Genomic DNA, 12,766 nt, shown 5'->3' on the forward strand with positions numbered 1-12,766 from the left:
GGGCCGGAAACAGCCACTGGTCAGGGCGGAAGGTGTCATCGAAGCGAAGAGGGGGCTGTCGACCGTCGCGCGTGGGGGCGCGAACCAAAGCGTGCTGTGAGCCGTCAGCCCTCATGGCCTGCGAAACGGATCGCATGAAACCTGAGCCCATCGCCTAAGATAGGTGACCTAATGAGCGCAGTCAAAACCCGAGCGGCGCCGCGACCGAGCGCGCGACTGCTCAGCGAGCGTCGTCGCCGGGCGCCCCGAAGATCAGGTCGAGGGCCGACAAGGCCCCGCGCAGCGCGTCGATCTCACCCTGGGGCAGCTCGGCCAGCCTGGACGCCAGGGCCGCGATCCGCACCGCGGCCACCTCCTCCGTGAGTGCCCGACCCGACTCGGTGATCACTACGTCGTTTCCGCGTCCGGCCCCGCCGGTACGGGTGACCCAGCCGGCCTTCTCCATCCGGCCGACGATCTGCGTCATGCTCGGCAACCGCACACCTTCGGCGCGAGCCAACTCGCCGACCTTCCGTGGACCGACGATGAGCTGATTGAGCACCGAGCCCTGCGCCACGGTGAGTGGCAGGGTCTCGGTCTCGCGGCGCATGGCCTGACCCACGCGGAGCAGACGTGGGCTGAGCTGGTCGGCCAGCTCTTGGATCACCGAATCAGTCACGCTGGCCTCCCATCCGGACCGTCGAAGAACGTCCACATTACGTTGCCCGCCGGCCCTGCGCCGCCTCGGCCGGTTGCCGCTGGTTTGCGGCGGTGCCTTGACATCAGGTCGAAGGGGGGAACGTTGGGGTGTGCGACGTTGGAGTGGCTGCGGTCGCGGCGATGGCACACGACCTGAGCTACGAAATCCCGCTATCGTACCCCGCGCCATATATCATCGGTGCTATGGACAGCGGGCGGTACTCGATCGAGATCGAGCCGGAGGTGCGGCTGTGGCTGGAGAACATTCCCGCCCATCACTACAAGCAGGTCGAACGCGTCGCGGACCTGCTCGCCGAGCAGCCCACCACGCTCGACGAACCGCACTCCCGCCACTTGGGCGGCCGGCTCCGCGAGCTGCGCTTCCGCCTCGGCGATGCCCACCAGCGCATTACCTACTGGCTCGCACCCGACCGTCGCGTCGTGCTGCTCACCGTGTTCCGCAAGACCAAGATGCGCGAGCAGGCCGAAGTGGACCGCGCGCACGCAGCTCAACGGCTGTGCGAAGCCGAGCACCAGGCAGCCGCTGAACACGACATCTACAGCCGCGACCTCAAGGGGAACCGATGAATCACAGCGAATGGCGGACCCGCCGCCACCGCCGGCCGGCCGGTGAACACCTCGACGCCGACCCCGAGTACGACCGCGTCTACGAAGAAGCCAGCCTGGCCATGACACTGGGCAAGGCCGTCTACGACCGGCGCAAGCAACTCGGGCTGAGCGAGGCCGACCTGGCCGAGCGCCTGCACACCACCACCGACGAGATCGAAGGTATCGAGACCGCCACCGAACTGCCGCCCATCGCTGTCATCATGCGCCTGGCCCGAGCCCTGGACCTCACCGTCGACATGCATCTCGCCCCTGGGGATGAGCCCACCGTCACCATCGTCACCCGAGCCGCCTGAACCCGGGAGGAGCCATGCATGACGCCTCCACAGCACTCGCCCGCGAGCTAGGAAGACTCATCCGCGACCGGCGCATTGAACTCCGGCTGTCCCAGACCGAGCTGGCTGAGCGGTGCGGGATGAAACAGCCGCAGATCTCCCGCTTCGAAGCCGGGGGAACGGTGCCCACCCTTCCGATGCTGCGCCGCCTGGCCCGTGCCCTTGGAGCCGACTTGAGCATCAGTCTCACTCCGCACGACGAGGCCGCTTGACGTGGATCTCCAATCCCGAGAATTCCCTGAGCGATGTAGATCGTTGACCGCTCGCGCCGTTGCGGGAGACGCGACCGCACACGTTATCGACGGCCCGCCCTTCGGCTCCCGGCGTCAGCGGCCGTTCTCTGACGTCTCCTTCAGGGTCTCCTTTGTCACCGCGACACCGCGAGAACGTGGTGTCGCACGACAGGCGGTTCAGCGATACGCCCTTCCGCGGATGTAGACGATGACGAGGGTGATCGCGGTGATGGCGCACACCAGCATCCCGATGGACAGGAATGCGTAGCCTGCCTCGCTGATGCCTGGTTCGGTCTGGACGATGGTCAATCCGCCACCGCCGGGGATCCGGCGTTCCTTGTCCGGGTGGTGGGTGATGTAGAGGATCATCGCGGGGACGGCCGCCGCGCATGCCACGGCCCCGGCGAGCGGCCAGGCGCCCGCTTTGCCGTACCAGGGGATCCGCGGTTTCAGTGCGATGTGCGGGCACTGTGTCAGCAGGGCGCGTCCCAGGTCCGCGGCGCGTTGGGTGAGCCCGTCCGCCCGGAGTCGGGTGCCGTCGTCGAGCCCGATCTCGATGCGGTAGCCGTTGCCGAGTCGGGTCGCGAGGGCGTTCACCGCGTCGCCGGCGACGTGGAGCGAGGTGACGCGGTTCCAGGTCCAGCCCGCGGTCCTCCGCCGGGATCCGTGGACCAGGCCGCCCTGGCGCACCTCGAAATACTCGCCGGGCTCGACGCGCACGGCCCGCGCGATCTGGTTCGCCGCGATCGCCACGGCGCCCAGTGCGAGGCCGATCAGCAGGCCGATCGCCTTGTTGCTGCCGGGCGAGCCCTCGCCGCCGGTCGCGGACCAGCCCCACACGCCAAGCCACCCGGACGGGACGGCTATGAGCAGTGCGCAGCCCGCGTTCACCCAGCGCTTCCGGCGGTCCACCGTGTGCCGGCTGACCACCGGGCCGAGGCCTTCGAGCCCGTCTGCTCCTTCGATACCAGTCACTGGAGAAGTGAAGCATCAGGACTTCCGACTCCTCAACATCCTTTCACGCGCTGGTGGTTGAGGCTGGGCAGCCGGATTCGTGGAGACCATCGCAAGGGCAGCCACGTCTTCCTGCAGAGCGTCTCGTCGATGATCTTCTCCGAGTGTGTCGTCGGCCTGACCGGCGTCCTCCCCGGTCGATGTTCCCGGTCATCCGGGCCGTCGCGTTCTGCGTCGGCAGGCCCACCGACCCCGCCCCGGCCGCCCCCGGCACGGCCGCCGCAGGAGCACCCTGAGTGCCCTCGCCCCCGCCCTCGTCCCCGCGCCCGAGGAGGCGCAGCGGGAAGTCGTCGACCTGTGCGCAGAGCTGATCCGCTTCGACACCTCCGCCGATTTGACGCCGGGGCGAACCTGGCAGGCGTCGGGTGGGGCCTTTTCCCGGGTCCAGGGCTGCGCGAGGACTGGTGGGGGCGCCCGGATTGCGGTACCAACGATCGAGTAGCACCGGTCAGTAACGTACGCCCGCAAGATCGCCGTACGGCACCCCTTGGGCGCCCTGCGGCATCTTGCCCGGTGTGCGCCCCACAAGCCCCGATTCGCGGCGAGGTGAGCCTCATGTCCGCACCAACAACCCCTACACACAAGCCCACGGTCACCGAGCGTGAGGCCCGCCAGGTCGCGGAGGCCGCGCGCGAGCAGGGCTGGCGCAGGCCCAGCTTCGCCAAGGAGCTCTTCCTCGGCCGTCTCCGGCTGGACCTGATCCACCCCCATCCGCAGCCCGCCGAGGAGGACGTGCAGCGCGGCGAGGAGTTCCTCGCCAAGCTGCGCGACTTCTGCGAGACACAGATCGACGCCGCCCGTATCGAGCGCGAGGCGCGCATCCCCGACGAGACGATCAACGGTCTCAAGGAACTCGGCGCCCTCGGCATGAAGATCGACACGAAGTACGGCGGTCTCGGCCTCACCCAGGTGTACTACAACAAGGCACTCGCCCTGGCCGGCTCCGCGAGCCCCGCGATCGGCGCGCTGCTGTCCGCGCATCAGTCGATCGGAGTACCGCAGCCGCTGAAACTGTTCGGTACCCAGGAGCAGAAGGACACGTTCCTGCCGCGCTGCGCCCGCACCGACATCTCCGCGTTCCTGCTCACCGAGCCGGACGTCGGCTCCGACCCGGCCCGCCTGGCCACGACGGCCGTGCCGGACGGGGACGACTACGTCCTCGACGGGGTGAAGCTGTGGACCACCAACGGTGTGGTCGCCGACCTGCTGGTGGTCATGGCGCGCGTGCCGCGGTCCGAGGGCCACAAGGGCGGTATCACGGCGTTCGTCGTCGAGGCCGCGTCCGAGGGCATCACCGTCGAGAACCGCAACGCCTTCATGGGCCTGCGCGGTCTGGAGAACGGTGTCACCCGCTTCCACCGGGTCCGGGTCCCGGCCGCCCACCGCATCGGCCCCGAGGGCGCGGGCCTGAAGATCGCGCTGACCACCCTGAACACCGGCCGCCTGTCGCTGCCCGCGATGTGCGTCGGCGCGGGCAAATGGTGTCTGAAGATCGCCCGCGAGTGGTCGGCGACCCGGGAGCAGTGGGGCAAGCCGGTCGCCCTGCACGAGGCGGTCGGCGCGAAGATCTCCTTCATCGCGGCGACCACCTTCGCCCTGGAGGCCGTGGTCGACCTGTCGTCGCAGATGGCCGACGAGGACCGCAACGACATCCGCATCGAGGCCGCCCTCGCCAAGCTCTACGGCTCCGAGATGGCCTGGCTGATGGCCGACGAACTGGTCCAGATCCGCGGCGGGCGGGGCTTCGAGACCGCGGAGTCCCTCAAGGCCCGCGGCGAGCGGGCGGTCCCGGCCGAGCAGATGCTGCGCGACCTGCGCATCAACCGCATCTTCGAGGGGTCCACGGAGATCATGCACCTGCTGATCGCCCGGGAGGCCGTGGACACCCATCTGTCCGTGGCCGGTGACCTGATCGACCCGGACAAGTCCCTGTCCGACAAGGCGAAGGCGGGCGCGAACGCCGGCCTCTTCTACGCCACATGGCTGCCGAAGCTGCTCGCCGGGCAGGGCCAGATCCCGGGCGCCTACGGCGCGTTCCACCAGAGGGTCGACCTCTCCGGGCATCTGCGGTTCGTCGAGCGCAGCGCCCGCAAGCTCGCCCGGTCCACCTTCTACGGCATGTCCCGCTGGCAGGGCCGCATGGAGACCAAGCAGGGCTTCCTGGGCCGCGTCGTGGACATCGGTGCCGAGCTGTTCGCGATGAGCGCGGCCTGTGTGCGCGCCGAGCACCTGCGCAGGAGCGGACAGCACGGGCGCGAGGCGTACCAGCTCGCCGACGCCTTCTGCCGGCAGTCCCGTATCCGTGTCGACGAGCTGTTCGGCCGGTTGTGGAGCAACACCGACGACCTCGACCGGAAGGTGGTCAAGGGCGTGCTGTCCGGTACGTACGCGTGGCTGGAGGAGGGGGTCGTGGATCCGTCCGGCGACGGCCCGTGGATCGCGGACGCCCATCCGGGTGAATCGTCCCGCAAGGATGTGCGGAGGAAGATCCCGAAGAGCTGAGCCGTAGCGGTGCGAGGGGCCCGGCCGCACGTCACCCGAGCGGCCGGGCCTTAGAGCTCCGAACAAAATGGGCGCCCGGCTCCCATTTTGTTCGGAGCTCTTGGTGCGGGCGTGCAGCGCGACGCGCCACCCCGTGCCCGCGCGGTTCCGCCCGGCTGAGGGACGCTCTGTCCTGCCGGAGACGCGGTGCGGCAACAATGGAGGGATGAGCGACAGTCCAGCCCCTCTTGCCGACCCCCATCTCGTCTTCGACCCCGTGGACGGAATACGGGACGTCGTGATCCTCGGCTCCACCGGCTCGATCGGCACCCAGGCGATCGACCTCGTGCTGCGCAACCCCGAACGGTTCAAGGTCACCGGGCTCTCCGCCAACGGCGGCCGGGTCGGACTGCTCGCCGAGCAGGCCCGCCGGCTGCGGGTGCGCACGGTCGCGGTCGCGCGCGAGGACGTCGTACCGGCCCTGCGTGAGGCCCTGAGCGCCCAGTACGGCCCCGGGGAGCCGCTTCCCGAGATCCTCTGCGGACCCGACGCGGCCACCCGGCTCGCCGCCTCCGACGGCCACACCGTCCTCAACGGCATCACCGGTTCCATCGGCCTCGCGCCCACCCTCGCCGCCCTGGAGGCGGGCCGCACCCTGGCGCTCGCCAACAAGGAGTCGCTCATCGTGGGCGGCCCGCTGGTGAAGGCCCTGGCCAAGCCCGGACAGATCATCCCGGTCGACTCCGAGCACGCCGCGCTCTTCCAGGCCCTGGCCTCCGGCACCCGCGCGGACGTGCGCAAACTCGTCGTCACCGCCTCCGGTGGCCCGTTCCGCGGCCGGAGCCGGGACGAGCTGGCCGGGGTCACGCCCGAGGAGGCGCTCGCCCACCCCACCTGGGCGATGGGCCCGGTGATCACGATCAACTCCGCGACCCTGGTGAACAAGGGACTCGAGGTGATCGAGGCCCATCTGCTGTACGACATTCCCTTCGACCGCATTGAGGTGGTCGTGCATCCGCAGTCGTATGTCCACTCGATGGTGGAGTTCACGGACGGATCGACGATGGCGCAGGCGACGCCCCCCGATATGCGGGGGCCGATCGCCATCGGACTCGGCTGGCCCGAGCGGGTGCCCGACGCGGCCCCTGCCTTCGACTGGACCAAGGCCTCGACCTGGGAATTCTTCCCGCTGGACAACGAGGCGTTCCCGTCGGTCGGACTCGCCCGGCACGTGGGAGAGCTCGCGGGCACGGCCCCGGCGGTGTTCAATGCGGCCAATGAGGAGTGCGTCGACGCGTTCCTGAACGGCGCACTGCCGTTTCCCGGGATCATGGAGACGGTGACGCGGGTGGTGGAGGAGCACGGCACACCCGGTACGGGAACTTCCCTCACCGTCTCGGACGTCCTCGAAGCGGAGACCTGGGCGCGCGCCCGGGCGAGGGAACTGACGGCACAGACGGCAACCGCGGAGGTTCGTGCATGACGACCCTGATGATGATCCTCGGCATAGTCGTCTTCGCGCTCGGACTGCTGATCTCGATCGCCTGGCACGAGCTGGGGCATCTGACGACGGCCAAGCTCTTCGGCATCCGCGTGCCGCAGTACATGGTGGGGTTCGGCCCGACCGTCTGGTCACGCAAGAAGGGCGAGACCGAGTACGGCGTCAAGGCGATCCCGCTCGGCGGCTACATCCGGATGATCGGCATGTTCCCGCCGGGTCCGGACGGCCGGATCGAGGCCCGTTCCACCTCGCCGTGGCGCGGGATGATCGAGGACGCCCGGGCCCAGTCCTTCGAGGAACTGCAGCCCGGTGACGAGGAGCGGCTCTTCTACACGCGCAAGCCGTGGAAGCGGGTCATCGTCATGTTCGCGGGCCCCTTCATGAACCTGGTGCTCGCCGTGGCGCTCTTCCTCGGCGTGATGATGACCTTCGGCATCCAGACCCAGACCACCACGGTCTCCAAGGTCTCCGACTGCGTCATCCAGCAGAGCGAGAACCGCACGAAGTGCGAGAAGGGCGACCCGGCCACGCCCGCCCAGGCCGCCGGCCTCAAGCCGGGCGACAAGATCGTCGCCTTCGACGGCTGGCAGGTGGCGGACTGGGACACCCTCCAGTCCGACATCCGCGCCAACCCCGGCAAGGACGTCACGATCACCGTCGAGCGCAAGGGACAGCAGGTCGACCTGCACACCCACCTGATCAAGAACCAGGTGAGCAAGACGGACGGCAACGGCGGCTACGTCGAGGGCAAGTACGTCTACGCCGGCTTCCTCGGCTTCACGCCCGCCGCCGGCATCGTCCCGCAGTCCCTCGACCAGTCCGTGCAGCGCATGGGCGACATGATGCAGAACGGCGTGGAGTCGCTGGTCTCCCTGCCCGGCAAGGTCCCCGCCCTGTGGGACGCGGCCTTCGGCAACGCCCCGCGCCAGCCGGACTCCCCGATGGGCGTCGTCGGCGCGGCCCGGGTCGGCGGCGAGGTATTCACGCTGGACATCCCGCCGTCGCAGCAGATCGCGATGATGCTGCTGCTCGTCGCGGGCTTCAACCTGTCCCTGTTCCTGTTCAACATGCTTCCGCTGCTCCCGCTGGACGGCGGGCACATCGCGGGCGCGCTGTGGGAGTCGCTGCGCCGCGCCGTGGCCAGGGTGCTGCGCCGCCCCGACCCGGGCCCGTTCGACGTGGCGAAGCTGATGCCGGTGGCGTACGTGGTGGCCGGGATCTTCGTCTGCTTCACCCTGCTCGTCCTGGTCGCGGACGTGGTTAACCCCGTGAAAATCTCCTAGCCATACGGCGTTGGCGGCGGCCGGGGAGGCTCTCTTCCCGGCCGCCGCCCTATGGGTGGGTTTAGCGGGCGGTGATGTGCTGGCGCACACGCGTGTGGCGTAATCTCGGGGCTTGGAGCCCGCCGTTACGGGAACAGACCTTGATCCACAACTTGGGGTTGCACACCAGATGACTGCGATTTCACTCGGCATGCCGTCCGTTCCGACCAAGCTCGCCGAGCGCCGCAAGAGCCGGCAGATCCAGGTCGGATCCGTGGCGGTGGGCGGAGACGCGCCGGTGTCGGTGCAGTCGATGACGACGACGCGTACGTCGGACATCGGTGCCACGTTGCAGCAGATCGCGGAGCTGACGGCGTCGGGCTGCCAGATCGTGCGGGTGGCGTGTCCGACGCAGGACGACGCGGACGCGCTGGCCACGATCGCGCGGAAGTCGCAGATCCCGGTGATCGCGGACATCCACTTCCAGCCGAAGTACGTCTTCGCGGCGATCGAGGCGGGCTGCGCGGCCGTCCGGGTGAACCCGGGCAACATCAAGCAGTTCGACGACAAGGTCAAGGAGATCGCGAAGGCGGCCAGGGACCACGGCACCCCGATCCGCATCGGCGTGAACGCGGGCTCCCTGGACCGGCGCCTGCTCCAGAAGTACGGCAAGGCCACCCCGGAGGCGCTGGTGGAGTCGGCGCTGTGGGAGGCCTCGCTCTTCGAGGAGCACGACTTTAGGGACATCAAGATCTCCGTCAAGCACAACGACCCGGTCGTGATGATCGAGGCGTACCGCCAGCTCGCCGAGCAGTGCGAGTACCCCCTCCACCTCGGCGTCACCGAGGCGGGCCCGGCCTTCCAGGGCACGATCAAGTCGGCCGTCGCCTTCGGCGCGCTGCTGTCGCAGGGCATCGGCGACACCATCCGCGTCTCGCTGTCCGCGCCTCCGGTCGAGGAGGTCAAGGTCGGCATCCAGATCCTGGAGTCGCTGAACCTGCGCCAGCGGGGTCTGGAGATCGTCTCCTGCCCGTCCTGCGGGCGCGCGCAGGTGGATGTGTACACGCTGGCCGAGGAGGTCACGGCGGGCCTGACCGGCATGGAGGTGCCGCTGCGGGTCGCGGTCATGGGCTGTGTCGTGAACGGTCCGGGCGAGGCCCGTGAGGCCGACCTCGGTGTCGCCTCCGGCAACGGCAAGGGTCAGATCTTCGTCAAGGGCGAGGTCATCAAGACCGTGCCCGAGTCGAAGATCGTGGAGACCCTGATCGAGGAGGCCATGAAGCTCGCCGAGCAGATGGAGAAGGACGGCGTGGCCTCCGGCGAGCCGTCCGTCTCGGTCGCGGGCTGACACACGCCCCGCACGTTCCACGAGTTCTACGAGTTCCGCGAGAGTCCCGTCACCGTTCGTTCGGTGGTGGGACTTTGTCGTACGTCCGCCCAGACGCATTTCCCGGGGCTGCGCGGCTCCACGCCCCACCGCTCGGCCAGCGCCTCCACCAGCAGCAGCCCCCGCCCGGACTCGTCGTCCGCCGGGCCCCCCGGGGGCCGCGCCTCGGGCAGCCGCTCGGTCCTGGTGTCGGACACCTCCAGCCGTACGCCGTCCGGCGCCTCGACGAGCCGTAGATGAAAGTCCCGCCCCGGCACATGCCCGTGCCGTACGGCGTTGGCGGCCAGCTCGGCGGCGATCAGGGTGGCGGTCTCGTTGAGGGCGCCGTCGTAGGGGTGCCCCCACTCATGGAGCCGAAGCGAGACGAGACGCCGGGCGAGCCGGGCGCCCCGGGGACTGGACGTGAACCGCATCTCGAACGTGCGCGCGGGCGCGGTGCACTTCTGCATATGCCAGTCGGAGGGAGTTGCTGACTTCATGATGCTTACGGTCGCGCACGCTGCGTAGCGTTGAACAGCGGCTGAACCTCGACCGCAGGGCGTTGTACGTGGTCAGGGCGCGTCTGTACGCGGGTTGAGCCGTAACCGGTGCTGCGCGAGAGCGGTGAGGGGAGTATGAGCGACGAACAGGCTGTAGGGACGGGTGTGCCGCAGATTTTCGGGCGGCAGTTGAAGAGGTTGCGGATGTGGGTGGGGATGGGGCGGGCCGAACTGGGGGCGCGTACGGGGTACTCCGAGTCCACCATCGCCTCGTTCGAGCAGGGGAGGCGGATTCCGCCACGGCAGTTCATCGTGCAGGCGGATGAAGTGCTGGGTGCGCATGGGGTGTTGCTGGAGTTCGTCGAGGAGATGGAGAGGGCGCAGTATCCGCCGTTCTTCCAGGATGCGGCGAAGTTGGAGAAGGAAGCGGTCGCGTTGCATTTCTTCGGTGTGCAAACGGTCCCTGGTCTGTTGCAGACGGAGGAGTATGCGCGAGCGGTGTTCGCCATACGGCGGCCTCCGCTGGACGAGTCGACGATCGAACAGCGCGTGGCGGCGCGACTGGCTCGGCAGGCGGTCTTCGTGCGTAGGCCGATGCCCGTGATCAGTTTCGTGATCGAGGAGGCGGTTCTGCGCAAGCGATTGGGTGGACCGGCAGTCATGCGAGGGCAGTTGGAGCAGATCCTGCTCATTGGTGAGCGGCCCAACGCCGAGATCCAGGTCATGCCGGACAGTCGTGAGGAGCATGCGGCACTCTCGGGTCGCTTCACCTTGATCGAGACCGCAAACGGGCGCAGGATCGCCTATGTGGAGGCTTTCAAGAGCAGTCGCCTCTTCACTGACCGGTCCACCGTCAGGGAGCTTGACGAGCGGTACGGCGTTCTGCGCGCCCAAGCCCTGACGCCTCGCGAATCGTTGGCCCACGTAGAGAAGTTGCTGAGGGAGACATGAACGCCCAAGAAGCGTCAGAGCTCGTGTGGTTCAAGAGCAGCTACAGCAGCGGCGCGGGAGGCGAGTGCCTCGAAGTCGCCCTAGCCTGGCGCAAGTCCAGCTACAGCGACGGTGAAGGAGGCGAATGCCTGGAGGTCGCCCCCTGCCCCACCGCCATCCACATCCGCGACTCCAAACGCGTCCCCGAAACCGGTCCCGTCCTCACCCTCCCGCCCACCGCCTGGAAGGCGTTCATAGGTTTCGCCACCCGGTGACGGTGTGCTCACCCGATGCCACCGGGCGGCGCCGAACAGGGACGCCAGGTACAGTGCGGAGATCAGCAGACCCCAGGGTGAAGGCATCCGCACGTGTTGACGCAGACCACCACCCGGGTCCTCGAACCGAGTGACCTGGACGCCGCGCTCGCCGTTCTCGACCGCGAGCCGGTCGCGAACGCCTTCGTGACGTCCCGAGTCCGGGTCGCGGGCCTCGACCCCTGGCGCCTCGGCGGCGAGATGTGGGGCTGGTACGAGGACGGCATCCTCACGTCGCTGTGCTACGCGGGCGCCAACCTCGTACCGGTCTGCGCGACCCCGCGCGCGGTGCGCGCCTTCGCCGACCGTGCCCGGCGGACCGGCCGACGCTGCTCCTCGATCGTCGGCCCCGCCGGGCCCACCGCCCAGTTGTGGCGGTTGCTGGAGCCCGGCTGGGGCCCGGCCCGCGACGTCCGCGCCCACCAGCCGCTCATGGTCACCGACCGTATGCCCGACGGCGTCGCCCCCGATCCGTACGTCCGCCGCGTCCGCAAGGACGAGGTGGAGACGATCATGCCGGCGTGCGTGGCGATGTTCACCGAGGAGGTCGGCGTCTCCCCGCTGGCCGGCGACGGGGGACTGCTGTACCAGGCCCGGGTCGCCGAACTCGTCGGCGCCGGACGGTCGTTCGCCCGGCTCGACGACCAGGGCCGGGTCATGTTCAAGGCGGAGATCGGCGCGGCCACCCCGAGGGCCTGCCAGATCCAGGGTGTGTGGGTCGCCCCCGAGTACCGCGGCCAGGGCCTCGCGGCACCCGGCATGGCGGCGGTGCTGCGCTACGCGCTCGCGGACGTGGCGCCGGTGGCGAGCCTGTACGTCAACGACTTCAACACGGCCGCCCGGCGCACGTACCGCAGCGTGGGGTTCCAGGAGGCCGGCGCCTTCATGAGCATCCTGTTCTGAGAGCGGTCCGGCACCCCGGTAGGCTCCAGGCATGCCGCGTACCCCCGACGACGTAGTGATCGGCCCCCTGGACCTGTCCGCGCGCGTCGACGAGGCGCTCGCCGTGCAGGCCGTCGCCTTCGGGCTCGGCGCCCAGGAGGTCGCCATACGCCGCCAGATCGTGGTGCGGCACATGGCCTACCCGGGAGCGCGTGCCCTCGGCGCCACCACCGCCGACGGACGGCTCGCAGGGTTCGTCTACGGCATGCCCAACGACCGTACGCACTGGTGGTCCACCATCGTCGAGCCCTACTTGCGTGCCCAGGGGTACGACGACTGGCTCGACAGCTCCTTCGTGATCACCGAACTGCACGTCCACCCGGCCCACCAGAACCGCGGCATCGGCCGCGCCCTGATCACCACCATCACCGACAGCGCCGACCAGCCCCGCTCGATCCTGTCGGCGGTCGACACGGACAGCCCGGCCCGCGGCCTGTACCGCTCCCTGGGCTATGTGGACCTGGCACGGCAGGTGGCCTTCCCCAGCGCGCCGACGCCGTACGCCGTGATGGGCGCCCCGCTGCCGCTCCGCCGCCGCTGACGGATTTCCACCGGCACAGCAGGCCCGGCTAACCTCCTAGTA

14 protein-coding genes are annotated in these 12,766 nt (G+C 69.2%); 11 read left to right on the forward strand and 3 right to left on the reverse strand.

What is annotated here, in order from left to right; translation table 11 throughout:
• Positions 1–220 precede the first annotated feature (220 nt).
• A complete protein-coding gene (locus tag ACWD5Q_RS20065; protein WP_451428357.1) occupies positions 221–658 on the reverse strand; it encodes a MarR family winged helix-turn-helix transcriptional regulator in 438 nt (145 codons plus the stop codon).
• A gap of 224 nt (positions 659–882) precedes the next feature.
• On the opposite strand from ACWD5Q_RS20065, the gene ACWD5Q_RS20070 reads away from it, so the two are divergent.
• Genes ACWD5Q_RS20070 through ACWD5Q_RS20080 form a run of 3 tightly spaced genes read left to right on the forward strand, consistent with a single transcriptional unit; the run spans position 883 to position 1,852 of the window.
• Entirely contained in the window at positions 883–1,266 is a 384-nt protein-coding gene (locus tag ACWD5Q_RS20070; protein ID WP_451428358.1) for a type II toxin-antitoxin system RelE/ParE family toxin, read from the forward strand.
• Positions 1,263–1,601 carry a helix-turn-helix domain-containing protein gene (locus ACWD5Q_RS20075; protein ID WP_451428359.1) on the forward strand — a complete coding sequence of 113 codons (339 nt, stop codon included), beginning with the start codon at positions 1,263–1,265 and terminating at the stop codon, positions 1,599–1,601. The genes ACWD5Q_RS20070 and ACWD5Q_RS20075 overlap by 4 nt, the downstream gene beginning before the upstream one ends.
• A gap of 14 nt (positions 1,602–1,615) precedes the next feature.
• Complete coding sequence (locus ACWD5Q_RS20080; protein ID WP_451428360.1) at positions 1,616–1,852, forward strand: helix-turn-helix domain-containing protein; 237 nt, start codon at positions 1,616–1,618, stop codon at positions 1,850–1,852.
• Positions 1,853–2,050: 198 nt separating this feature from the next.
• Here the strand turns inward: ACWD5Q_RS20080 and ACWD5Q_RS20085 are convergent, their stop codons facing one another.
• Complete coding sequence (locus ACWD5Q_RS20085) at positions 2,051–2,848, reverse strand: hypothetical protein (protein ID WP_451428361.1); 798 nt, start codon at positions 2,846–2,848, stop codon at positions 2,051–2,053.
• Positions 2,849–3,442: 594 nt separating this feature from the next.
• Between ACWD5Q_RS20085 and ACWD5Q_RS20090 the strand changes: the two genes are divergently transcribed.
• The 4 genes from ACWD5Q_RS20090 (at position 3,443) to ispG (ending at position 9,479) form a co-directional block, all read left to right on the forward strand.
• Complete coding sequence (locus tag ACWD5Q_RS20090) at positions 3,443–5,389, forward strand: acyl-CoA dehydrogenase family protein (protein WP_451428362.1); 1,947 nt, start codon at positions 3,443–3,445, stop codon at positions 5,387–5,389.
• A gap of 205 nt (positions 5,390–5,594) precedes the next feature.
• The gene (gene dxr / locus ACWD5Q_RS20095) at positions 5,595–6,851 is read left to right on the forward strand and encodes a 1-deoxy-D-xylulose-5-phosphate reductoisomerase (RefSeq protein WP_451428363.1); all 1,257 of its coding nucleotides are present in this window, start codon (positions 5,595–5,597) and stop codon (positions 6,849–6,851) included.
• 8 nt (positions 6,852–6,859) lie between these two features.
• Entirely contained in the window at positions 6,860–8,152 is a 1,293-nt protein-coding gene (locus ACWD5Q_RS20100) for a M50 family metallopeptidase (protein ID WP_451428393.1), read from the forward strand.
• Between the two features lie 169 nt (positions 8,153–8,321).
• On the forward strand, positions 8,322–9,479 hold the full coding sequence (gene ispG, locus ACWD5Q_RS20105; protein WP_451428364.1) for a flavodoxin-dependent (E)-4-hydroxy-3-methylbut-2-enyl-diphosphate synthase: 1,158 nt from the start codon (positions 8,322–8,324) through the stop codon (positions 9,477–9,479).
• A 26-nt stretch (positions 9,480–9,505) separates the two neighbouring features.
• Here the strand turns inward: ispG and ACWD5Q_RS20110 are convergent, their stop codons facing one another.
• Positions 9,506–9,997: an ATP-binding protein gene (locus ACWD5Q_RS20110; RefSeq protein ID WP_451428365.1), complete on the reverse strand. Its 492-nt coding sequence runs from the start codon at positions 9,995–9,997 to the stop codon at positions 9,506–9,508.
• A gap of 135 nt (positions 9,998–10,132) precedes the next feature.
• Between ACWD5Q_RS20110 and ACWD5Q_RS20115 the strand changes: the two genes are divergently transcribed.
• The 4 genes from ACWD5Q_RS20115 (at position 10,133) to ACWD5Q_RS20130 (ending at position 12,724) form a co-directional block, all read left to right on the forward strand.
• Positions 10,133–10,948, forward strand: coding sequence for a helix-turn-helix domain-containing protein (locus ACWD5Q_RS20115; RefSeq protein ID WP_451428366.1), 816 nt, complete (start codon positions 10,133–10,135; stop codon positions 10,946–10,948).
• Positions 10,945–11,202, forward strand: a complete 258-nt coding sequence (locus ACWD5Q_RS20120) for a DUF397 domain-containing protein (RefSeq protein ID WP_451428367.1) — start codon at positions 10,945–10,947, stop codon at positions 11,200–11,202. The genes ACWD5Q_RS20115 and ACWD5Q_RS20120 overlap by 4 nt, the downstream gene beginning before the upstream one ends.
• 93 nt (positions 11,203–11,295) lie before the next feature.
• Positions 11,296–12,144 carry a GNAT family N-acetyltransferase gene (locus ACWD5Q_RS20125; protein WP_451428368.1) on the forward strand — a complete coding sequence of 283 codons (849 nt, stop codon included), beginning with the start codon at positions 11,296–11,298 and terminating at the stop codon, positions 12,142–12,144.
• Between the two features lie 31 nt (positions 12,145–12,175).
• Complete coding sequence (locus ACWD5Q_RS20130; protein WP_451428369.1) at positions 12,176–12,724, forward strand: GNAT family N-acetyltransferase; 549 nt, start codon at positions 12,176–12,178, stop codon at positions 12,722–12,724.
• Positions 12,725–12,766 lie beyond the last annotated feature (42 nt).

The organism is Streptomyces sp. NPDC002513 (assembly GCF_053595355.1).